This window comes from Blastococcus mobilis, from assembly GCF_900188025.1.
Lineage (GTDB): Bacteria > Actinomycetota > Actinomycetes > Mycobacteriales > Geodermatophilaceae > Blastococcus_B > Blastococcus_B mobilis.
Genome location: NZ_FZNO01000022.1, coordinates 17,066 through 39,044, shown reverse-complemented (window position 1 = coordinate 39,044; position 21,979 = coordinate 17,066). Strand labels below are relative to the sequence as shown.

Here is a 21,979-nt window from a genome sequence, read left to right as displayed (position 1 = left end):
AGCAGGTCCGGCGGGACTCTCGGCGTCGAAAGTCCCGCCGGAGGCGAGCTGCTGGAACGGCCCGCCTGCAGGGTCCCCCTGAGCCTGCGAAGGGCGGGGGGCAGGCGGGGCCTTCCTCAGTAGCGGTAGTGGTCGCTCTTGAAGGGACCCTCGACGGGGACGCCGATGTAGTCGGCCTGCGCCTTGGTGAGCTCGGTCAGCTTCACCCCGAGGGCGTCCAGGTGCAGGCGCGCCACGTGCTCGTCGAGCTTCTTGGGCAGGACCGTGACGCCCGGGGTCTGGCCCTCGTACGCGGCGCGGTTGTTCCACAGCTCGATCTGCGCCAGCACCTGGTTGGAGAACGAGGCGCTCATGACGAAGCTGGGGTGTCCGGTGGCGTTGCCCAGGTTCAGCAGCCGGCCCTCCGACAGCAGGATGATCGTGTGGCCGTCGGCGAACCGCCACTCGTCGACCTGCGGCTTGATCGTGGTCCGGGTGACGCCCGGCGTCCGGGCGAGGCCGGCCACGTCGATCTCGTTGTCGAAGTGCCCGATGTTGCCGATGATCGCCTGGTGCTTGGTCGAGGCGAGCTGCTCGGCGGAGATGATGTCCTTGTTGCCGGTCGCGGTGATGATGATGTCGGCCTTGCCGATCACCTCGTCGAGCGTGGTCACCTCGTAGCCGTGCATCGCCGCCTGCAGGGCGTTGATCGGGTCGATCTCGGTGACGATCACCCGGGCTCCCTGGCCGCGGAGGGACTCGGCGCAGCCCTTTCCGACGTCGCCGTAGCCGCAGACGACGGCGACCTTGCCGCCGATCATCACGTCGGTGGCACGGTTGATCCCGTCGATCAGCGAGTGCCGGCAGCCGTAGAGGTTGTCGAACTTGCTCTTGGTGACCGAGTCGTTGACGTTGATCGCCGGGAAGAGCAGCCGGCCGTCGCGGGCGAGCTCGTAGAGCCGCATGACGCCGGTCGTCGTCTCCTCTGTGACGCCCTTGATGCCCTGCCCGATGCGGGTCCAGTAGCCCGGGTCCTCGGCGAGGGTGCCGCGCAGGACGTCGAGGATGACGCCGTACTCCTCGGAGTCGGCCCCGGTGGTGTCGGGCACGGCGCCGTCGGCCTCGAACCGGGTGCCCAGGTGCACCAGGAGCGTGGCGTCACCGCCGTCGTCGAGCAGCATGTTGGGGCCGACGACGTTCCCGTCCTCGTCCCGGAACTCGAAGAGGCGCTGGGTGCACCACCAGTACTCCTCCAGCGTCTCGCCCTTCCAGGCGAACACCGGGACACCGGCCGGCTGCTCCGGCGTGCCGTTCCCGACGACGATCGCAGCGGCGGCGTGGTCCTGGGTGGAGAAGATGTTGCAGCTGACCCAGCGCACGTCGGCACCGAGAGTCTTGAGGGTCTCGATGAGGACGGCGGTCTGCACGGTCATGTGCAGCGAGCCGGCGATCCGCGCGCCGGCGAGCGGCTGCTGGTCGCCGTACTCGGCGCGCAGCGCCATCAGGCCGGGCATCTCGTGCTCGGCGAGCTGGATCTCCTTGCGCCCGAAGGGTGCCAGGGAGAGGTCGGCGACCTTGAAGTCGCCGTCGGTCAGGGTGGTGCCGGTGCTGGTGGTCATGTCGCTCCAGGGTGCGGCCGGCGTCTGCGGCGAGGCTGATGTGTTCGGCGCAGGACGGCGGGCTCTCGGCGGTCGCTGGGATGAGCGAGCGTGCCGAGGCTTCGGCGGGGCTCGTACCGCCGACCAGGGTACCGCGTGGCCCCCTGCAGGGTCCCGCCGCGAGCGTGCGAGCGGTGGGGGGCAGGGCGTCCTTGTTCAGGCCAGGTTCGTGGTGGTCCGGTAGAGGACGGCGGGACCCGACGCGGTGACCTGCGCACCCGCCGGGACGAACGCAGCCGCGCCCTTGGACAGGGTCAGCGTCCCCTCGGACGAGGTCAGTTCGGCGTTCCCCTCGGTGCACAGCAGGACCTGTGGCCCCCGGGTGGTCAGCGCCCCGGCCCGGCCGTCGAGCTGGATGCGGGTGAGGTCGAAGTCCTCGACGGGCACGGGGTAGCGCAGGCCGCCGGGTCCCAGCACCGGGTGGATGACCGGCACCCGGCCGTCGGTGAAGTCCAGCACCTCGATGAGGGCGGCCAGATCGACGTGCTTGTGGGTGAGGCCCCCGCGGAGCACGTTGTCCGAGCTGGCCATCACCTCGACTCCGGCCCCGCAGAGGTAGGCGTGCAGGTTACCGGCCGGCAGGAACACCGCCTCCCCCGGCGCCAGCTTCAGGTGGTTGCACATCAGCGAGATGACCACCCCCGGATCGCCGGGGTACGTCTCGGCGAGGGATGCGGCCCAGCGGTAGGTGTTGATGAACTCCGGGTCGTGGGCGGCGACGAACCGGGCTGCGGCCTGGGCGACGGCGCTGACCAGGACCTCGCGGTGCTCCGAGCTGAGCGCCAGCAGCTGCGGGATGACGGCGCGCAACCCGCCGCGCGCCAGGGCGGCGATGGTCGGCTTGAGTTCGGGCACCTGCAGCTTGGCCAGGCAGTGCAAACATTCCTCGACCGGGCGGAAGCCGCACAGGGCCTCGAACGGGGTCAGGGCCAGGAGCAGCTCGGGCTTGTGGAACGGGTCCTTGAACGTGCGCGTCGGGTCGCCGTGCGGAATTCCGGCCGCCTCCTCGGCAGCGAAGCCGGCCTCTGCCTGCTCGTTGGTCGGGTGCGCCTGCAGCGAGAGCGGCTGCTCGGCGGCGAGCACCTTCATGAGGAACGGCAGCCGGTCGCCGAACCGTTCGCGCACGGCGGCGCCCAGCATCAGCTCGGGATCTTCCGCGACCGCCTTGTCCAGCGAGATCCCGGTGGACAGCACGCTCGGCGCGTCGGGATGGGCCCCCATCCACAGCTCCGCGTACGGCTGGTCGGCCGGACCGAGCTCCCCGAGGAGGTCGGGGATCACCGTGCGGGAACCCCACGGGTAGTGCCGCACGGTGCTCGTCAGCTGCCACATCGGCTGGGAGGCTACCGGTGGACGTGCTCCCCCCAGAGTGCGTTCTGCCTCCTCCGAGGGATGCCGCGACGGACGTCACGCCCGCCCGGGTCACACCCTCGCGCGGACCTCCGGAGCGCCCAGCCGCGCGGCGTCTGCGGTGTGGTCGTCGGGCAGCCGCTGCGCCTCCCGCTCGGCGGCCACCCGCGCGGTGTAGTGCTGCACCTCGCGCGCGGTCCGTTCCCCGTCCCAACCCAGTGCCGAGGCCATCAGCCGCGCCACCTCCGGCGCCGATTCGACGCCGCGGTGCGCGGTCTCGATCGACACCCGCGTGCGCCGGGCCAGGACGTCGTCGAGGTGCAGGGCGCCCTCGGCGGTGACGGCGTGCACGACTTCGGCGGCCAGGTAGCCCGGTGCCCCCGGAAGCGGCCGGGCCAGGGCCGGGTCGGACCGGGCGAGGGCGAGGACGTCGCCGATCCGGTCGCCGTGCCGGCGCAGCAGCCGGACCACCGCCTCCCCGGGCACGCCGCTGCCGGCCGACAGCTCCGCCGCCCGGTCCCGGACGTCGTCCCAGCGGTGCGCACCGACCAGCGGCAGGTGCGCCGTCCGCGACGGGGGCACGCCGGGCAGGCCGGCGACCGCCGCGTCGACGGCGTCCTCGGCCAACACCCGGTAGGTCGTGTACTCACCACCCGCCACGAGCACCAGCCCGGGGACCGGGGTGACGACGGCGCGCTGACGGGAGAGCCGGCTCGTGTGGTCGAACTCTCCCGCCGGCAGCGGCCTCAGCCCGGCGTAGACGCCGAGGACGTCGTCGGTACCGAGCGGCCGGATGAGCACCCGGTTGACGTGGTCGAGCAGGTGGGCGATGTCGGCGCTGCTGGCGGCCGGGTGATCCCGGTCCCGCCGCCACGGGGTGTCGGTGGTGCCGATGATCCAGTGCTCATCCCAGGGGATGACGAACAGGACGCCGGCCGGTGTCCGGAGGACCAGCCCGGACGGCGACCCGGCGGCACCCTCGAGCACGGGCCCCCCGATCGCGGACCGGGGAACCACGAGATGCACGCCCTTGGCGGCCCGCACCGTCGGAGTGGGCGCGGACTCCCCGAGCATGGCGCCGACGTCGTCGCTCCACACACCGGTCGCGGCCACCACGCTGCGGGCGCGCACCGCGAACGACGACCCGTCGGTCAGGTCGGCCACCCGTGCGCCGACGACCGCCGAGTCGGGCCCGCCGCCGTCGCGCAGGAGCCCGGTCACCCGGGCGCTGGAGAGCGCGCGTGCGCCGTAGCCGGCCGCCGTCCGGACGACGGCCAGGGTGTGCCGCGCGTCGTCCACCTGGGCGTCCCAGTACTGGATCCCACCGCGCACCACGTCACCGCGCAGACCGGGGAACGCCGCCAGCGCCTGCTTCCGCGACAGGTGCCGGTGCCATGGCATCCCCCGCCCGCCCGTCGCCCGCCCACCCGCCCCCCGGCCGGCGATGGAGGCGGCGCCGAGCGCGTCGTACAGGCCGAGGGCTGCACCGAACCAGGCGCGCTGCCAGATCCGGGCGGTCAACGGCAGCAGGAACGGCAGCGGGTGCACCAGGTGCGGAGCGATGGTCCGAATCAGCCGGGACCGCTCCGACAGCGCCTCGTGGACGAGTGGGACAGCGAACTGCTCGAGGGGGCGGAGTCCACCGTGGATCAGCGTGCTGGACCGGCTCGACGTCCCGGCAGCCCAGTCCCGCGCCTCGAGCAGTCCGACCGACAGTCCGCGGCTGGCCGCGTCCAGCGCCGCCCCGGCCCCGGTCACCCCTCCACCGATCACGAGGACGTCCACGACCTCGTCGGCCAGCCGTGCCCGGTCGACCCGACGGCGCTCCGGCGACAGCCGCGCGCGGTCGGTCTCCCCCGGGGGCATGACGCCTACTGTCCCCCCACAGCCACCGCCCCGTCGCGAGAAGGACGGGGGCCTCTCACTTGCGCCGATGCACCGTGAGGTTCATGACCAGCACGATCGCGGCGCCGACGACGAGACCGAGCAGCGCGCTTCCGAGCGTGTTGACCAGCCAGCCCACGACCCCACCGAGGGCCCCGGTGGCCTCGTGCGCCGCCTCCTCCAGGTGGTGCACGGTCTCGTACAGGAAGTGCAGGCCCAGCTCGTCGGTGCCCACCAGCAGGATGTGCCCGCCGACCCAGAGCATCGCGACGGTTCCGATCGCCGTGAGGGCGCTGAGCAACCGGGGCATCGCCTTCACCAGTCCGCGGCCGAACCGGGCGACGCCCTTTCCGGAGCGCTGGGAGAGGGACAGCCCGACGTCGTCCATCTTCACGATGAGGCCGACGACGCCGTACACCAGGACGGTGATGCCGATCGCCACGACCGCGAGGATGATCGCCCGGGACCAGAACCCTTCATCGACGACCTCGTTCAGCGAGATGACCATGATCTCGGCCGACAGGATGAAGTCGGTGCGGACGGCCCCGGAGATGATGGTCTTCTCGTCCGGGAGCGCCTCCTCGGCCGCGGCGTGGGCGTCGCCGTGGCCGCTGATCCGGTGCCAGATCTTCTCCGCGCCCTCGTAGCAGAGGTAGGCGCCACCGATCATGAGGATCGGGGTGAGCAGCCACGGCAGGAACTGGCTGAGCAACAGGATCGCGGGCAGGATGATCAGCAGCTTGTTCCGCAGCGAGCCGATGGCGATGCGCCTGATGATCGGCAGCTCGCGCTCTGCCGCCAGGCCGTGCACGTACTGCGGCGTGACAGCCGTGTCGTCGACGACGACACCCGCGGCCTTCACGCTGGCCCGCCCTGCAGCGGCCCCGATGTCATCGACCGAGGCAGCGGCCGCGCGCGCCAGCACGGCCACGTCGTCGAACAGGGCTACGAGTCCACCCGCCACGAGAGGTCCTTCCCGTCGGTCAGCACCTGCATGCTGCCCCAGTGATGTCGGTCTGTCCGGCCGTACGGGTGCGCGGGCGCGCCCAGGGCTCGCCGCCGGTGCTACCCCGGCCGGGGCGCGTCGAACGCGCCGGCCGGAGATGTCGGGGCGTCGGACGCCGCGGAGCGCTCGGATGCCGCGCCTCCGCGGAAGCCCGGGGACGCGCCCGGCCACGAGCCTCTCCGCTGCGTCACGAGCCGAGAGCCCGCTCGTTGTCCAGCGCGAGCGCCAGGTAGACGGCGCTGAAGTCGGCGACGGCCAGTTGCCGTGCCAGCCGCGGGAGCCGGGCGAAGCGCCCGAGCTCCCCGTGCTCGGCGAGCCCGCTGACGGGGATGTTGTGCGTGGCCGCGGTGCGCAACACCTGGTCCATCGCGGCGGCGGCCGAGCGGGGCTCCCGCTCGCCCGCGTCGTCGTGTCCGCCCGCGTCGGTGTCGCGGATGGTCAGCAGGCGCAGCCGACGGCCGGGGTCGTCGGCCCGGTCCCGGAAGAAGTCGTCGGCGTCTCGAGGGGCCAGCGGCCCGCCGAGCACCGAGCACGCCGCCACCCACTGGTCGGGCAGCCGGAAGCCGGTGGCGGGCAGACCGGCGAGCGTGGCCAGCTGGTCGACGATCCGGGTGGCCGCGGCGCCGGCCAGCGGCCCCTCGGCGGCGATCACCGGCAGCGCGTCGAGCAGCTCCAGCGCGAGCGTCTTGGCCGGGTTGACGAACGACTCCTGCGCCGGCCCGCACTCCATCGCGACCTCGTCCAGTGCGGCGGCGATCGACTCGGGGTCGGCGGTTCCCGGCGGCAGCAGGCCGAGCTCGCCGGCCAGCAGCAACAGGGGCGTCAGGAGCGACCAGAGGGTGGTGTGCCGCACGCGGGAGGCCGGCACCGCGACGTAGGGGGCGCGGGCGGACGAGCACGCGGCGCGCAGCGGCGCGTCGTCCGCTCCGATGCCGACGAGCGAGACCCCGCGGCGGGCGGCCTCGTAGGCAGGACCCACCGCGTAGGCACCCGCACCGGTGCGTGTCGCCACGACCGCGATGTCGCTCGGGCCGGTCCACACCGGCAGGGTCGGCCCCGGCACCACGTCGACGGTGACCGGGCTGGAGTGCCCCAGCAGCGCCCGCAGCACGGAGGCCGCGACCGCGCCCTCGCGACGCGCGACGATCACGAGCCCCCGGGGTCGACCGCCCTCGGTCACCCGGGCGAGGCCCGCCTCGGCGGTGAGCCGGGCGGTCTCCCGGACCTGCGCGCCGGCACCCGCGACCGCCGGCAGCAGGCCGCGGGGATCCCGGGCGCGGAGCAGCTCGGGGTCGTCGAGGACCTCCTCGGCGAACTCCGGCGTGGTCATCAGAGCGTCACGCGCTCCGGCGCCGGGCCTCGTCCAGCAGCAGGACGGGGATGCCGTCCCGCACCGGGTACGCGCGGTCGCAGGTGGTGCAGAGCAGCTCACCGGCCTGCTCGTCGACGGTGAGCGGGCTGTGGTGGGTGTCCGGGCAGGCCAGGATCGCCAGCAGCTCGGGGTCCAGCCCCAGCGGCCCGTTCGGCGTCGTCGTCGTGTCGGTCATGCGCGCACCATTTCCAGGACTCGGTTCCGGACGTCGGTCATCCGCGCCTCGTCCGGCGCTTCGACGTTCAGCCGCAGCAGCGGCTCGGTGTTGCTGGCCCGCAGGTTGAACCACGCGCCGTCGGGCAGCTGCACGGTCAGGCCGTCCAGCTCGTCGACGGTGACGCCGTCCTCTTCGAGGAAGGCCGAGCGGACCTCGGCCATCTTCGCCGCCGCGTCGGCGACGGTGGAGTTGATCTCGCCGGACGCGGCGTACCGGCTGTACGCGGCCGTGAGCTCCGAGAGCGGGCGGGACTGCTCCCCCAGCGCGGCGAGGACGTGCATGGCCGCGAGCATGCCCGTGTCGGCGCGCCAGAAATCCCGGAAGTAGTAGTGGGCGGAGTGCTCGCCGCCGAAGATCGCGTCGGTGCGGGCCATCTCGGCCTTGATGAACGAGTGCCCCACCCGGGTGCGGACAGGGTCGCCGCCGTGCTCGCGAACGATCTCCGGGACCGCCTTCGAGGTGATCAGGTTGTGGATGACCGTCGTCCCGCGACCCTTGGCCAGCTCGCGCACGGCGACCAGGGCCGTCACCGCCGACGGGCTCACCGGATCGCCGTTCTCGTCGACGACGAAGACACGGTCGGCGTCCCCGTCGAAGGCCAGACCGATGTCGGCGCCGTGCCGGCGGACGGCGGCCTGGAGGTCGACCAGGTTGGCCGGGTCCAGCGGGTTGGCCTCGTGGTTGGGGAAGCTGCCGTCGAGCTCGAAGTACAGCGGCACGATCTCCAGCGGCAGGCCCGACAGGACCACCGGCACGGTGTGCCCGCCCATGCCGTTCCCGGCATCGACGACGACCGTGAGCGGGCGGACGCCCGAGAGGTCGACGAGGGAGTGGAGGTGGGCGGCGTACCCGGCGAGGAGGTCCTGCGAGGTGACCGAGCCGAGCCGGTCGGGCTCGCGCTCGTAGCTGTCGCGCTCGGCCCATTCGCGGATGGTGACCAGACCCGAGTCCTGGCCGATCGGCGCGGCTCCGGCGCGGCACATCTTGATGCCGTTGTACTGCGCGGGGTTGTGGCTGGCGGTGAACATCGCGCCCGGGATGTCGAGGGAACCGGCCGCGAAGTACAGGAGGTCGGTGGAGCCCAGGCCGGCCTCGATCACGTCGACGCCGCGGCTGATGACCCCCTCGGCGAAGGCTCGCGAGAGCGGCACGGAGGACTCGCGCATGTCATGGGCGGTCACCACGGCCGTGGCGCCGCTGTCACCGATCACGAACTCGGCGAAGGCCGCCCCGATCGCCCGGCTGACGTCCTCGTCCCACTCGTCGGGGACGACGCCGCGGACGTCGTACGCCTTGATGATCGATGACAGGTCGGGCAACGCAGCTCACCCTCGCACTCGCGGACAACATGCAGACGCCGATGGCACCGGACGCCGCCGACCCTAACGGCGGGCCAGGTGAGGTGCTGGAACGGCCGCCCTTCGGCGAAAGGACCTCGCCCCGCTCAGCCCCCGCACGCTCGGGCCGAGCCTCCGGGCGAGGCCGAGAAGCGCGAGGGGAAGTGGCCTCGCCGCAGGGCCCCGCCGCGAGCGTGCGAGCGGGTGGGGGGCGGCGAGGTCCTTTCTCAGGTCAGGTCGGGAAGCACCCGGAGGTGGCCGCGGCGCGTGCCACTGCCGTCGTCGGCGGGGTTGCGCGGAGGCTCTGGCCGGGCCGCCTCGCGGACGGCGTCGGCCAGAGCGAGCAGGTCGTCGCCGGTCGGTCCCACGTCGTCGAGGTCGATCTCGTGCCGGACGACCTCCCAGCCCCGCGGCACGGTCAGCCGCTCCGCGTGGAACTCGCACAGGTCGTAGCTGTGCGGCTCGGAGAACGTCGCCAACGGGCCGACAACGGCCGTCGACTCCGCGTACACGTAGGTCAATGTCGCCGCTGCCGGTTGTGCGCAGCCGCTGCGCGAGCAGCGACGTGACTGCCTCACCACCGGTTCCTCACGCTCGGCACAGTAATCGGGCTGGGCGGTCGATGGGAGCAGGCGCACCGGAAATCTGGGAGTCCCCCTGCCCCTCAGCCCCATCCTGCACGATGACCCCGTGGGCATCGACACCGGTCCCGTCCTCGTTCTGGGCGGTCGCAGCGAGATCGGCACCGCCGTCGCGGAGCGCCTGGCGGCGCGTGGCTGCTCGACGGTCGTCCTGGCCGCGCGGCGGTCCGCCGACCTCGCCGACGAGGAGGCCGCCCTGCGTCGCGCGGGTGCCACGACGGTCGGGCGGGTCGAGTTCGACGCCGATGACCTGGCCGGTCAGGCGACCGCCCTGGACGAGGCGTTCGAGCGGTTCGGCCCGCCGGCGACGGTCGTCGTGGCCTTCGGCGTCCTCGGCGACCAGGCGGCCGCGGAACGCGATCCCTCGACCGCCGTCGCCGTCGTGCACACCGACTACGTCGCTCACGTGCACGTCCTCACCCTGCTGGCCGACCGGCTGCGGGCCGCCGGCCGGGGCACGCTGGTGGTCTTCTCGTCGGTGGCGGGTGTGCGGGTCCGGCGGGCGAACTACGTCTACGGCTCGGCGAAGGCCGGCCTCGACGGCTTCGCCTCCGGGCTGGCGGACGCCCTCGCGGGGTCGGGCGTGCGGCTGCTGCTGGTCCGCCCCGGCTTCGTGATCGGCCGGATGACCGCCGGCATGCCGCCCGCACCCTGGTCCAGCACTCCCGGACAGGTCGCCGACGCCGTCGTGGACGCCCTCGCCCGCGGCCGGCAGGAGGTGTGGGTACCGGCCGTCCTCCGTCCGGTCTTCTTCCTGCTGCGGCTGCTCCCCCGCTCGATCTGGCGCCGGATGCCGCGGTGAGGCCCGTACGCTTCGACCCGTCATGACTCGACCCCCGACCCGCTCCCGGCGCGACCGCCACGGCCGCGGCCTGCGGGGACGCCTGGTCCCGGCCGAGGTCCCCCTCGCCCGCAGCCGCGCCGAGCAGTTCGACGATCTGGTCCTGGACGCGGTGGAGGACATCGAACGCCGCTGGGAACGGGAGCTGGCCGGCGTCGAGTTCGCCGTCGAGGACGTGCCGTGGGTCGAGCACACCAGCCCCGACGAGGTCGTCCTCGACGCCGACGTCCTGGACGACGGGTCGGTGCCGTTGGCGCGGGTGCTGCCCGCCCACCGCGACAAGGGCCGCGAGGTGCCGCCGCGGATCGTCGTCTACCGGCGACCACTGGAGATCCGCGCGCACGATCGCGAGGATCTCGCCGATCTCGTGCGCGACGTCGTCGTCGACCAGGTCGCGGTGCTCCTGGGTCGCGATCCGGAGGAGATCGACCCCACCGGCTGACGCCGGGCGAGCGGGCACCGAACAGCCCCGCGGTGGCGCCCTGCGATGCTGACCAGGATGGACATCCCCGTGACGGCCGCGCCTTGGCTGGTACTGGGCGTGGTGCTGGGGACCCTCCTGCTCCTGGCCGCGCTGGGTGTCCTGGCACTTCGGCGTGGCCGGGCTCGCCCGGAGGAGCCGCCCGCCGCCGCGCCCAGCTCTTCCGGCCTCGGCCAGGACGACCTGCCCGCCTTCCTCGAGTTCCCGCCCGGATCGGTCCGCGCGCCGGCCGTCCCGGCCGACGGCTGGGCCGCGCTCAGCAGTCCGGCGGCTCCCCCGCCGGCGCACGACAGCCCGCGGGAGCCGTCGGGGAGCACGCGGGTACTGATGGCGATGGCGGTCACCGCACTGCTGCTGGTCGGCGCCGCCGCGGCCGTGGCCACCGCCCGCATCCCGGGTGCCGACGACCCCGGAGATCGCGACGGCACGCGGGCGCCGGTCCGGACGACCGAGGCGCCCGACCCCGCGACGGTGTCCGCGCGGCTGACCTTCGGCGGGGTCGTCCTCCAGCGGCACCCGGTCGGCGTCACCGTCGCCTATCCACGGGTCCGGGCGACGGTCGCCGGCAACCGGGCGGCGGCAGAGGTCGAGCTGGCGACGTTCAACTGCCTCAGCGGGGAGGCGCCGGAGAACCCGGTGGCCGCCGGGTGCACCCGGTCGGTCACCGAGCACGGCGAGCTGACCACCCCGGACCTCGAGGTGGTGACCGACGGCACGGAGCTGCGGTTCTCGGGTCGCTTCACCACCTTCCGCCGTCCGAACGGCACTCCTGCGGTGGCCACCGGCCGCGTCTACGAGCTCATGGTCAGGGCCGCCCCCCGGGACGGCCGGGCCGGGGTGGGGCCGGAGCCGGCCACCGGCCTGTTCCAGGTCGGGGACGACCGGGTGGGCACCACCGCGGACGAGCCGAACACCATCACGTACGGCGGTTGACGCTCAGGGCCAGCCGCGGGCCGGGGACACGAGGCCGACCAGGGGTGCGCCCATCGCGGAGCCGAGCCCGCCGACATCGCTCCATCCCCACCACGGCCAGCGGTCGGCGCCGTCGACGAGGGTCAGCAGCCCCGCCCGCAGGCCGTCCCCACCGGGCAGTACGGCCAGCTCCACCTGGCCGATGGCGGCGTGCAGGCGGGTAGCGGACCGGAGGAAGGACCGGGCACGCACGTCCGGCTCGCGGGCCACCAGGGCCGGCAGCCACCTCTCGAGTTCCCGCGGGTCGCGGGTCCGCGCCACCTCACCGACGTCGTCGAGCTCGTCGACCGTTCCCTCGCTGCGCGTGTTGGCGATCAGCCCGTCGGGCAGCCGCGCGGCCAGTGCCCGTGCCGTCGGGTCGCCCAGCGGCAGCCCGGCCAGGCGCAGCCGGCGGAACCCGCGCAGGGTGCCCAGCAGCCGGCAGATCCCCCCGGCGAGCAGCTCGGCCGCCCGCTCGTCGCGGGCCAGCAGCCGCCTGGGTGGCCGGCCGGCCGGCAGAGGTCCGACGTCCTCGCCCAGCATCGTGAGAAGGACCGCCGGCCCCCGGCGGCGCACGGTGAGGAAAGCCACGGCGTCCGGACGTCCCGGGGTGTGCGGCTCGACGACGACCGCGACAGGCCGGCCGGCGCCCCGGCGAGCGACCCCCTCGTTGAGAACGGCGGTGAGCCACGGGGCCCGGGCGGTGGTCGGGGCGCGCAGGTCGGCCATCAGCGGGCCCGCCGCGCGGAGCTCCCGGACCACCTGGGCGCGGCCGACGGCGATCCGCGTGAACATCCCCGAATACGACCACAGCCGCCGACGGAATCCGTCGGCGGCTGCGTGACCTGTTGGAGCGGCCCCTCTGCAGGGTCCCGCCATGAGCTGGCGAATGGTGGGGGCAGAGGGGTCCTTCGTCAGACGGCGCGGCGGCGAAGCCGGCGACGCTCACGCTCGGACAGCCCACCCCAGATGCCGAAGCGCTCGTCGTTGGCGAGGGCGTACTCCAGGCACTGGGCCTTCACCTCGCAACCGGTGCAGATCTTCTTCGCCTCGCGGGTGGAGCCACCCTTCTCCGGGAAGAACGCCTCGGGGTCGGTCTCCGCGCACAGCGCCTGCTCCTGCCACGACTGGGCGTCGGCCTCCGCTCCGATGCCCAGGAGGCCGGTAATGCCCCGCCCCGCGCCCTGGCCCATGCCGTGGCCGGCTCCGAACCGGTCAACAGACCGGTCGTTCGCACCGACGTAATCGCTCAACCACGACACCTCCGCCATGACGTTGCGTCCCCTCTCGCTGTGGCCTCGGTGCGCGGTTTCCAGGACGTTCCCGGCCCGCTCAGCACTCGATGACATCGACGGAATTACACGCGTGTCGTTGCCTGCCCGTCAACTTCGCCCGGTGTAAGCGACACGCCACAGCAGCCCCACCCGTAACAGGCGTTCGTCAGATGTCGTTCCCACCCTCGACACGCCCGCCAAACAGTCGACAACTGCCTATCAGGCACGATGTGTTTCGTGCAGATCGTGGTGCTGGCCGGCGGGACCGGAGGGGCCCGGTTCCTGCGTGGGGTGCGGTCCGCCGCCCCCGAGGCGGAGATCACCGCCGTCGTCAACACCGGGGACGACGTGACGCTGCACGGCCTGCGGATCTGCCCGGACCTGGACACGGTGATGTACACCCTCGGCGGCGGCATCGACGAGGAGCGGGGCTGGGGCCGGGCCGATGAGAGCTGGACGGTCAAGGAGGAGCTGGCCGCCTACGGCGCCGACCCCGACTGGTTCGGGCTGGGTGACCGCGACCTCGCCACCCACCTCATCCGCACGCGGATGCTGGACGCCGGCTACTCGCTGTCAGCAGTCACCGCGGCGCTGGCCGACCGTTGGAAGCCCGGGGTCACCCTCCTGCCGATGACCGATCAGCGGGTCGAGACCCACGTCGTCGTGACCGATCCCGGCACCGGGCGCCAGCGGGCCATCCACTTCCAGGAGTGGTGGATCAGGCACCGCGCCGCCCTCGACCCCCGGGCGTTCGTCCAGATCGGCGTGGAGACGGCCCGGCCGGCGCCCGGCGTCGCCGAGGCATTCGCCGCCGCGGACGCCGTCCTGCTGGCGCCGTCCAACCCGGTGGTGTCGATCGGGACGGTCCTGGGGGTGCCCGGCCTGCGGGAGGCGCTGCTGTCCTCTCCCGCCCGCGTCGTGGGCGTCTCGCCCGTCATCGGCGGTGCGGTGGTCCGCGGGATGGCCGACCGCTGCCTGCCCGCCCTCGGCATCGAGGTGAGCGCCGAGGGGGTGGGCCGGCACTACGGCGCCCGCGGCAGCGGCGGTCTCCTCGACGCCTGGCTCGCGGCCCCCGACGACACCGCGGACGTCCCCGGTGTCGACGTCCGGCAGGTGCCGCTGCTGATGTCCTCGCCCGGGGCCACCACCGCCCTGGCCCGCGCCGCTCTGGACGCCGCCGTTGAAGGACCCCATGGCTGAGCCGGTTCCGGGTGGGATCTCGGTCCTGCCGGTCCACGGGCTGCCGGAGTTCGCCCCCGGTGACGACCTGGCGGCGGCGATCGCCGGCGCCGCGCCCTGGCTGGCCGACGGCGACGTCGTCGTCGTCACCTCCAAGGCGGTCTCCAAGGTCGAGGGCCGTCTCGTCGACGTGCCGCCCGGGGCGGACCGGGAGGCCCTGCGCCTCCAGGCCGTCGAGGACGAGGCCGTGCGGGTCGTCGCTCGCCGGGGGCCTCTGGCGATCGTCCAGACCCGCCAGGGCTGGGTGGTGGCCGCCGCCGGTATCGACGCCTCCAACGTGACCCAGGACGCCCTCGTGCTGCTCCCCGAGGACGCCGACGCCTCCGCCCGCGCACTGCGTGCACGGCTGTGCGAGCTGCTCGGGGTCGACGTCGCCGTGGTGGTGAGTGACACCTTCGGCCGGACCTGGCGGGAGGGGCTCACCGATGTCGCGGTGGGTGCGGCCGGCATCGCCGCGCTGACCGACCACCGGGGAGCGGTGGACGCCTGGGGCAACCGCCTGGAGACGACCCGGGTGGCGGTCGTGGACGAACTCGCGTCCGCCGCCGACCTGGTCAAGGGCAAACTGTCCGGCGTCCCGGTCGCCGTCGTGCGCGGCCTGCCGTACACCACCACCGCCGGGGACGACGAGGGCACCCGGCCCCTCGTCCGGCTGCCGCAGGACGATCTCTTCCCCTACGGCGCCCGCGACCTCGTCCGCTCCCGCGAGCCCGGCGCCGAGCTCGTGCCGCGGGCCGGCGAGCTGGCGGCGGTGGCCGAGGCCTTCCGGGTGGCCAGCGCCGCACTGCCGGAGTTCCCGGTGGTCCTGCGCCACGGCGGCGAGGGTGACGGCGTCGTCGACGTCCATCTCAGTGACACCCCGAACCTGACGACGGCCCTGAACCTGGGCGCCCTGCTGGGGGCGGCGATCGTGCAACTGCACGCCGAGGGGTGGACGACGCGCTGGGAGCCGGTCGGGACGCCCGGCGGCTCCTCACTCGTCGGGAGACTGTGGCTGGGGACTCCGGCGTCCTGAACGGCGCGGTTGGATAGCGTCGAGGCGTGGACATCCGTGAGCTCGCCGTTCCAGACAGCTACGTCCTGGACCTCGTGCCCCACGGGGACTCACGGGGGCGGTTCACCGAGTGGTACCGCGCCGACGTCCTCAGTGAGGCCACCGGCTTCGGCCTGATACTCGCCCAGGCCAACCACAGCGTCTCGGCGCGCGGCGTCCTTCGGGGCGTGCACTTCGCGCTGGTTCCGCCCGGCCAGGCCAAGTACGTCTACTGCCCGTCGGGCAAGGTCCTCGACGTGATCGTCGACATCCGGGTCGGCTCACCCACCTTCGGAGTCCACGACGCCGTCCTGCTCGACAGCGAGAGCCCCCGGGCGGTGTACCTCGCCGAGGGCCTCGGGCACGCCTTCGTGTCCCTCGCGGAGGCCAGTTCGGTCACCTACCTGGTGTCCAGCGGCTACTCCCCGGGCCGCGAGTTCGGCGTCCACCCCATGGACCCGGACCTCGACCTGCCCTGGCCGGCCGACCTGGAATTCGAGTTCTCCGCCAAGGACCAGGCCGCGCCCACCCTGGCCGAGGCCAAGCAGCAGGGGCTGCTGCCGACGATGGAGCAGTGCGCCGCCCGCTACGCGGAGCTGCGTGGTGGCGCGGCCGGACGGGGTCGGTAGCCGCGGCCGTCTCCTGCCTTGTGGGGGTGACCGGCGCCGACGGTCCGGGGCCGGACCAGCCGATCGGTACGGTGACCGATCATGCGCGGGATCATCCTGGCCGGGGGCACCGGTAGCCGTCTCTTTCCCATCACCCAGGCGGTCAGCAAGCAGCTCATGCCGGTGTACGACAAGCCGATGGTGTACTACCCGCTCTCGACGCTGATGATGGCCGGCGTCCGAGAGGTGCTGGTGATCACGACACCGGGTGACCAGGATGCCTTCCGTGCTCTGCTCGGGGACGGAAGCCGCCTGGGGATGCGCATCGAGTACGCCGTGCAGCCCCGGCCCGAGGGGCTGGCGCAGGCCTTTCTCATCGGAGCCGACTTCCTCGCCGGCGAGTCCGCCGCGCTGGTGCTGGGAGACAACATCTTCTACGGGGCGGGCCTCGGTACGGCCCTGAGCCGCCTCCCGGAGCCCGACGGCGGACACGTCTTCGCCTACCACGTTTCCAACCCGCAGGACTACGGGGTCGTGGACTTCGACCCTGACGGCCGGGTGCTCTCCATCGAGGAGAAGCCGGCGCAGCCGAAGAGCTCCTACGCCGTTCCCGGGCTGTACTTCTATGACGCCGAGGTAGTGGACATCGCGCGCGGCATCACGCCCAGCGCCCGGGGCGAGCTCGAGATCACCGCGGTCAACGAGCACTACCTGCGCGAGGGGCGCCTGACGGTCACCGTCCTGGACCGCGGGACGGCGTGGCTGGACACGGGGACCTTCCAGTCCCTCCGCCAGGCCACCGAGTTCGTCTCGGTGGTCGAGGAGCGGCAGGGCCTGAAGGTGGGCTGCATCGAGGAGGTCGCCTGGCGCAACGGCTGGCTGGACGACGACGGCCTGCGGCGTGCCGCCGAACCACTGGCGAAGAGCGGCTACGGCGACTACCTGCTCGGCCTCCTCGACGGCCGCTGACCCGGGCTCAGATCCGCCGGTGGTCCGTCGGCGCGAACCGCGGGCCCCGGCGCGGCGGCCGCTGGCCGCGCCCGCCGGCCAGGATGAGCCGGACGACGCGCTGCCGGTGCCCACGCCAGGGCTCCAGCAGCTCCAGCATCCCCGCATCGTCGGTCCTCCGGCCGGCCAGTGACCAACCGACGATGTTCTTCAGGTGGTAGTCGCCGACGCTGACCGTGTCGGGGCAGCCAAGGGTCCGCTGCACCACCTCGGCCGCGGTCCACACGCCGATGCCGGGGATCGAGCACAGCCGCCGCTGCAGCGCCGCCGAGTCGCCGGCGCCCCCCGGCTCAAGCCGCGACGCGACCGACGCCACGGCCCTCAGCGCGCGGCGGCGGGCGCCGTCGAGGCCGCAGGCGTGCCATTGCCAGTCGGTCACCTCCAGCACCCGCTGCGACGAGGGCGGGACCCGCATGCCCTCGGGCGCGGGACCGGGCGCCGGCTCACCGGCCAGCCGCAGCAGCTCCCGCCACACGCGGTGGGCCTCCGCGACGGTCACCTTCTGCTCGAGGACGGCGGGAACCAGCGCGTCCCAGGTGCGGCCCGTGCGGCTCAGCCGCAACCACTGCGCCCGACGGTGCAGGTCGGCCACCACGGAGTGGTCCCCGGGCTCGAACCCCTCCGGCCGGTCGGCTGCACCCAGCCAGCCGGGCACCGCCGCGCCGGCCGCGGTCGCCCCGTCGCCCCACGCGGCGACCCGGACCCGTCCCCCCGCGACCGTGATGCGCACGGACGCCGGACCATCCACCGTCGTCGTGGTGCGCCAGATCCCGTCCTCCGCGGTGCGCAGCGCCGGATCGCCTCGTCCACGCCGGTGCGGCGCGAGGCAGCCCTCGACGTCGAGTGGCCAGCCCGGCTCCCAGGTCGCCTCGTATGCGGGGGCGGACGCGAGGGCGGTGCTCAGGGGGTGCTCCGGGGGAAGACGGATCAGCGGAAGATCAACGAGGTGCCATGCGCAGCGCGCCATCCATTCGGATGACCTCACCGTTGAGGTAGCCGTGCTCGACGATCGCGAGCGCCAGCTCGGCGAAGTCCGACGGACGGCCGAGACGCTTGGGGAAAGGTATGCCCTCGGCCAGCGCCGTCCGCGCCTCCTCGGGAAGGCCGGCGAGGAGCGGCGTGTCGACGAGCCCGGGGGCGATGGTGCAGACCCGGACGCCGGTGCTGGAGAGGTCCCGCGCGGCCGGCAGGGTCAGGCCCACGATCCCGCCCTTGGAGGCCGCGTAGGCGACCTGGCCGATCTGCCCGTCGTAGGCCGCGATCGAGGCAGTGTTGACCACGACGCCGCGCTCGCCGTCCTCGCCCGGCTCTGCGGTGGACATCGCGGCCGCGGCCAGCCGCAGGACGTTGAACGTGCCGACCAGGTTGATCATGACCGTGCGGGTGAAGGCGCCGAGATCGTGCGGCTCCCCGTTGCGGCCGACCGTCCGCTGCGCCCAGCCGATGCCGGCGCAGTTGATCGCGATCCGCAGCGGGCGATCCTTGCCCGTCGCCTCGGCGATGGCGGCCTGGACCGATGCCTCGTCGGTGACGTCGGTGCGGACGAACGTGGTGTGCCCGCCGAGTTCGTCGGCCAGCGCCTGACCCCGCTCCTCCTGCAGGTCGAGGATGGTCACGGCCGCGCCCTTGGCGGCCAGGGCGCGGGTGGTGGCCTCCCCGAGCCCGGAGGCTCCTCCGGTGACAACGGCTGCGACGTCGAAGCTCTTCACGACGCGCAGGCTAGCCGCAGCCGACCGCCTGCGAGGCAGTGGTCCGATGGCGAGCTAGCCTCCTCCGGGTGTGCGGATCGTGCGGTGCTGCATCCCCGCACAGAGCCCACGTCACCCGGCTTTCCACCCGCCACCGGGACGAGCCGGACACATGACCACATCTGGCACCGTCGCGTGAGGTCACGGTCCATGCCGTCCGGGCAGTCCTCGGCCGCGCGGCGCCCGGCCGACAACCAGAGGACGCGACCAACCGCCTCCTCGAGAGAGGGATCCATGCCCACGGAACCGGCCCGTCCGGGAGGAGCGTCCCGCCTCGTGCACCTGTGGCGCTCGGTCCCCTTGCTCGGCCAGTTGGGCCCGGTCGCCGTCGGCCTCATGGTGCTCGGGCTCGGCTCCTTCGCCTACCTGACCGTCACGGGGCGAGCGCTGGGGCCGACCGACTTCGCGCCGGTGGCCACCCTGTGGGTCCTCTTCAACGGCGCCGGCCTGGCGCTCTTCCAGCCGATCGAGCAGGAAGTGAGCCGGGCGACCGCCGCCCGGCGGGCGGTGGGTCAAGGGGCCGGACCGGTCCTCCTGAAGGCCGTCGTCTACGGGATGACGGTGACCGCCGTCTTCGCAGTCCTGGCGCTGGTCACCGCCGATGTCCTCACGCGGCGGGTCTTCAACGGCGCAGGGGTCCTGGTGCCGCTGCTCGTCCTGGGGTTCGTCGGCCTCGCTGCGGAGCACACGCTGCGTGGCGTCTTCGGCGGCAACGAGAAGTTCACCCGCTACGGACTGCAGCTCGGCGTGGACGGGGCGCTGCGGGTCCTCGGCCCGGTCCTGCTGGCGATCACCGCGACGACCGGGGTTGGGGCCTTCGGGCTCGCGCTCGTGCTCGCCCCGCTCCTCGCCGCCGCACTGACCACGGGGCGGATCGGGCCGCTCTCGAGGCCCGGCCCGCCGCTGGCGTGGCGGGACTTCGCGCCACCGCTGATGGTGCTGACCGGTGCCGCCCTGCTCTCGCAGCTCATCGTCAACGCGGCCCCCATCGCCGCCCAGGTGCTCGCCCGGCCGGACGAGGCGGAGACCGCCGGCATCTTCATCGCGGCGCTGGTACTGACCCGCATCCCGCTCTTCTTCTTCGGGGCGGTGCAGGCGGCGTTCCTGCCGGCCCTGGCACGCCTGGCGGCCACGGGACAGGCCGCAGCCTTCGGCAGGCAGTTGCGCCAGGTGATCGTGCTGGTCTGCGCCGTCGCCGCCCTCTTCATCCTGGTCATGGCGGCGATCGGGCCGTTCGTCCTGCGTCTGCTCTACGGCAGTGAGTTCGTGGCCACCCGGGCCGTCCTCGTCCCGTTGGCCGTGGCCGCCGCCCTGTACATGGTGGCTCAGGTCATGGCGCAGACGTTGATCGCCTTGCGGTCCTACCGGGCGGCCCTCATCGGCTGGGGAGTCGGTTCGGTGGTGTTCATGCTCTGCCTCCTCGTGCCGAGTGAACTGCAGGTCCGCGTGGGCACCGCCTTCCTGGCCGGCTCACTGTCGGCCCTCGTGATCCTGACGCTCTTCGTCCGGACGGGGCGACAGTCGCTCGTGGAGACCGAGGTGCCCGCATGAGCCGCGCGCTCGGGGGCGCCGATCGGTCGGCGCCCCTGCGGGACGAGGCACCGGTCCCGGCCACTTCCTCGGAACGACGCACGCGCCGTCGTGGTCGTGCCGGAAGGGCCGCGTGGTGGGCGGCCTTCGCCGTGCTGAGCATGTTGGGCGGCCTGTGGGCGGTCGCGGACCCGGTGTTCAGCGTGCCGGACGAACCCGCCCACGTGGTCTATGCCGCAGCGATCGTGCGTGGCGAGTTCTTCGCTCCCACCGAGGGCATCGACACCACGGTCACGGTGCCGCGCACCTACGCCGACGCGCACACCGCCGGCGCCTGCTTCATCTTCGACGGGGCCGTTCCCGCCGGCTGCGCCGAGCCGTTCGTCGCCCAGGACGGGACAGCGGAGGTGGTCACCACCGCGGGCCGCTATCCCCCCGCGTACTACCTCTACGCGGGCTCGGCCACCTTGCTGGCCGACGGCGCGACAGCGATCTACCTCATGCGGTTCCTCACCGTGCTGCTCTGCGCCGCACTCCTGGCATCGGCCTTCAGCTCCGCACGCGAGACCCGTTCACCCTGGCCGGTGACAGGCATCGTTCTGGCCTGCACGCCCATGGTCCTCTTCTTCACGGGGGCGGTGAACCCGCAGGGCCCCGAGCTCGCAGCGGGCATCGGCCTGTGGTCGGCCGGCCTGGCGCTGCTCACCACGTCGGCCGACCGTTCCGACAGCGGCCGGTCCCGGGTGCCGCCACGACTGGTCGCCCGCTGTGTGGCGGCGGCGGCGGTGCTCTCGGTGATCCGGCCGCTGTCCATCGTGTGGCTCGGCCTGATCGTGCTCGTGGTGCTCCTCGCGCGCGCGACCGGGCCGTCGGTGCGCGAGCTCCTCCGTTCCCGAAGCCTGATCGCGGGCGGCATCGGCATCGGCGTGCTGGTCGCGGTGAGTGCCGTGTGGATCGTGTACCGCGACGCACTGCGCCAGTGGGCCCGCCCCACGGACCTCGAGTTCGAACGTGCGGCGTTGTTCTCCGTCTCGAAACTCGACCTCGAGCTCCACGAGATGGTGGGCGTCTTCGGCTGGCTGGACAACTGGGCCCCGGGCGCCGTCTACATCCTGTGGTTCGCGGCCGTGGGCACCCTCGTCGCGCTGGCGCTCGCCGTCGGCACCCGCCGGGAGAGACTCGCACTGGCGAGCATCGTGCTGATCTCGCTCGTCGTCCCGGTCCTCTCGGAGCTGTCGTCCTATCGCGAGAGTGCCTTCGCCTGGCAGGGTCGTTACATCCTCGCGTTCTCCGCCGGCCTGGTGGTGCTCTCGGGGTACGTGCTCGTCGGAACCATGCCGCCGGTCATCGCTGCCCGCGTCGCCCGGGGGCTCGTCGTGGCGGCCGGGGTAGCACACGTCGTCGCCTTCATCGGCAATCTGAACCGCTATGTCCACGGCATCCACGGGTTCTGGTTCATCGACGAACCCGGCTGGCGGCCACCGTTGCCGGCGGGACTGCTGATCCTGGCCTTCCTGGTGACGATCGGCGTCGCGCTGTTCCTGCTGCTCAGAGTGCTCGCGGAGCGGGACGCGCCCGAGCCGGACGCCTTCGCGCGGGGTGAGACCGTTGTCCTCCGCTAGCAACACCGCCGTCCGGGACGCCGCTGTTGCCCACCGGACCGCGCCGCAATCTGCCCCGCGGGGGGACGTCACCCCTCGTGTGCCCAGCAGCACCGGGGGGCACCACTACCCTTGCCCGACACCCGACGCGCGCTCGTGACCGCCCCACGGCCCGACGACCTGCCCTCGGACCTGACAGCCCGGTCCGACACTTCGGAGGA

The 21,979-nt window shown here is 73.3% G+C and carries 21 protein-coding genes; 9 read left to right on the top strand and 12 right to left on the bottom strand.

Going from position 1 to position 21,979, the window contains the following annotated elements; translation table 11 throughout:
- Positions 1-116: 116 nt before the first annotated feature.
- The 8 genes from ahcY to CHB94_RS18040 all read right to left on the bottom strand — a co-directional run bounded on the left by ahcY (position 117) and on the right by CHB94_RS18040 (position 9,381).
- Positions 117-1,598 (bottom strand): adenosylhomocysteinase, encoded by a 1,482-nt coding sequence (ahcY, locus tag CHB94_RS18075; protein WP_089337951.1) that lies wholly within the window; start codon positions 1,596-1,598, stop codon positions 117-119.
- Between the two features lie 195 nt (positions 1,599-1,793).
- A complete protein-coding gene (manA, locus tag CHB94_RS18070; protein WP_089337950.1) occupies positions 1,794-2,969 on the bottom strand; it encodes a mannose-6-phosphate isomerase, class I in 1,176 nt (391 codons plus the stop codon).
- Positions 2,970-3,059: 90 nt separating this feature from the next.
- On the bottom strand, positions 3,060-4,853 hold the full coding sequence (locus CHB94_RS18065) for a glycerol-3-phosphate dehydrogenase/oxidase (protein ID WP_089337949.1): 1,794 nt from the start codon (positions 4,851-4,853) through the stop codon (positions 3,060-3,062).
- A 55-nt stretch (positions 4,854-4,908) separates the two neighbouring features.
- Positions 4,909-5,835, bottom strand: a complete 927-nt coding sequence (locus CHB94_RS18060; RefSeq protein WP_089337948.1) for a DUF808 domain-containing protein — start codon at positions 5,833-5,835, stop codon at positions 4,909-4,911.
- 229 nt (positions 5,836-6,064) lie between these two features.
- A complete protein-coding gene (locus CHB94_RS18055; RefSeq protein ID WP_089337947.1) occupies positions 6,065-7,207 on the bottom strand; it encodes an SIS domain-containing protein in 1,143 nt (380 codons plus the stop codon).
- Between the two features lie 7 nt (positions 7,208-7,214).
- The gene (locus tag CHB94_RS18050) at positions 7,215-7,424 is read right to left on the bottom strand and encodes a Trm112 family protein (protein ID WP_254920745.1); all 210 of its coding nucleotides are present in this window, start codon (positions 7,422-7,424) and stop codon (positions 7,215-7,217) included.
- The gene (locus CHB94_RS18045; protein ID WP_089337946.1) at positions 7,421-8,785 is read right to left on the bottom strand and encodes a phosphomannomutase/phosphoglucomutase; all 1,365 of its coding nucleotides are present in this window, start codon (positions 8,783-8,785) and stop codon (positions 7,421-7,423) included. The genes CHB94_RS18050 and CHB94_RS18045 overlap by 4 nt, the downstream gene beginning before the upstream one ends.
- A 245-nt stretch (positions 8,786-9,030) precedes the next feature.
- Positions 9,031-9,381, bottom strand: a complete 351-nt coding sequence (locus tag CHB94_RS18040) for a DUF3499 domain-containing protein (protein WP_089338001.1) — start codon at positions 9,379-9,381, stop codon at positions 9,031-9,033.
- Positions 9,382-9,493: 112 nt separating this feature from the next.
- Between CHB94_RS18040 and dprE2 the strand changes: the two genes are divergently transcribed.
- From dprE2 to CHB94_RS18025, 3 genes are read left to right on the top strand one after another with little or no spacing between them, the layout of a single operon-like run.
- Positions 9,494-10,246, top strand: a complete 753-nt coding sequence (gene dprE2, locus CHB94_RS18035; protein WP_217899368.1) for a decaprenylphospho-beta-D-erythro-pentofuranosid-2-ulose 2-reductase — start codon at positions 9,494-9,496, stop codon at positions 10,244-10,246.
- 22 nt (positions 10,247-10,268) lie between these two features.
- Positions 10,269-10,727, top strand: coding sequence for a metallopeptidase family protein (locus tag CHB94_RS18030; RefSeq protein ID WP_089337945.1), 459 nt, complete (start codon positions 10,269-10,271; stop codon positions 10,725-10,727).
- A 57-nt stretch (positions 10,728-10,784) separates the two neighbouring features.
- Positions 10,785-11,699: a hypothetical protein gene (locus CHB94_RS18025; RefSeq protein ID WP_141137545.1), complete on the top strand. Its 915-nt coding sequence runs from the start codon at positions 10,785-10,787 to the stop codon at positions 11,697-11,699.
- A 3-nt stretch (positions 11,700-11,702) separates the two neighbouring features.
- Here the strand turns inward: CHB94_RS18025 and CHB94_RS18020 are convergent, their stop codons facing one another.
- Positions 11,703-12,512, bottom strand: coding sequence for a GNAT family N-acetyltransferase (locus CHB94_RS18020; RefSeq protein ID WP_089337943.1), 810 nt, complete (start codon positions 12,510-12,512; stop codon positions 11,703-11,705).
- Positions 12,513-12,631: 119 nt separating this feature from the next.
- Entirely contained in the window at positions 12,632-12,910 is a 279-nt protein-coding gene (locus tag CHB94_RS18015) for a WhiB family transcriptional regulator (RefSeq protein ID WP_254920753.1), read from the bottom strand.
- Between the two features lie 318 nt (positions 12,911-13,228).
- Between CHB94_RS18015 and cofD the strand changes: the two genes are divergently transcribed.
- The 4 genes from cofD to rfbA all read left to right on the top strand — a co-directional run bounded on the left by cofD (position 13,229) and on the right by rfbA (position 16,840).
- Complete coding sequence (cofD, locus tag CHB94_RS18010; protein ID WP_089337941.1) at positions 13,229-14,191, top strand: 2-phospho-L-lactate transferase; 963 nt, start codon at positions 13,229-13,231, stop codon at positions 14,189-14,191.
- Positions 14,184-15,245 carry a coenzyme F420-0:L-glutamate ligase gene (locus tag CHB94_RS18005; protein WP_089337940.1) on the top strand — a complete coding sequence of 354 codons (1,062 nt, stop codon included), beginning with the start codon at positions 14,184-14,186 and terminating at the stop codon, positions 15,243-15,245. Before cofD ends, CHB94_RS18005 begins: the two co-directional genes overlap by 8 nt.
- A 26-nt stretch (positions 15,246-15,271) precedes the next feature.
- On the top strand, positions 15,272-15,892 hold the full coding sequence (locus tag CHB94_RS18000; RefSeq protein ID WP_089337939.1) for a dTDP-4-dehydrorhamnose 3,5-epimerase family protein: 621 nt from the start codon (positions 15,272-15,274) through the stop codon (positions 15,890-15,892).
- An 81-nt stretch (positions 15,893-15,973) separates the two neighbouring features.
- Entirely contained in the window at positions 15,974-16,840 is an 867-nt protein-coding gene (gene rfbA / locus CHB94_RS17995; RefSeq protein WP_089337938.1) for a glucose-1-phosphate thymidylyltransferase RfbA, read from the top strand.
- Between the two features lie 7 nt (positions 16,841-16,847).
- Here rfbA and CHB94_RS17990 read toward each other — a convergent pair whose 3' ends face one another.
- Both CHB94_RS17990 and CHB94_RS17985 read right to left on the bottom strand, forming a co-directional pair.
- Positions 16,848-17,846, bottom strand: coding sequence for a DNA-3-methyladenine glycosylase family protein (locus CHB94_RS17990; protein WP_254920744.1), 999 nt, complete (start codon positions 17,844-17,846; stop codon positions 16,848-16,850).
- Complete coding sequence (locus CHB94_RS17985; RefSeq protein WP_089337937.1) at positions 17,818-18,588, bottom strand: SDR family NAD(P)-dependent oxidoreductase; 771 nt, start codon at positions 18,586-18,588, stop codon at positions 17,818-17,820. Before CHB94_RS17985 ends, CHB94_RS17990 begins: the two co-directional genes overlap by 29 nt.
- Before the next feature lie 315 nt (positions 18,589-18,903).
- Here CHB94_RS17985 and CHB94_RS17980 point away from each other — a divergent pair, with 315 nt between their 5' ends.
- Complete coding sequence (locus tag CHB94_RS17980) at positions 18,904-20,178, top strand: lipopolysaccharide biosynthesis protein (protein ID WP_089337936.1); 1,275 nt, start codon at positions 18,904-18,906, stop codon at positions 20,176-20,178.
- Positions 20,175-21,779, top strand: coding sequence for a DUF2142 domain-containing protein (locus CHB94_RS17975; RefSeq protein WP_089337935.1), 1,605 nt, complete (start codon positions 20,175-20,177; stop codon positions 21,777-21,779). The genes CHB94_RS17980 and CHB94_RS17975 overlap by 4 nt, the downstream gene beginning before the upstream one ends.
- Positions 21,780-21,979 lie beyond the last annotated feature (200 nt).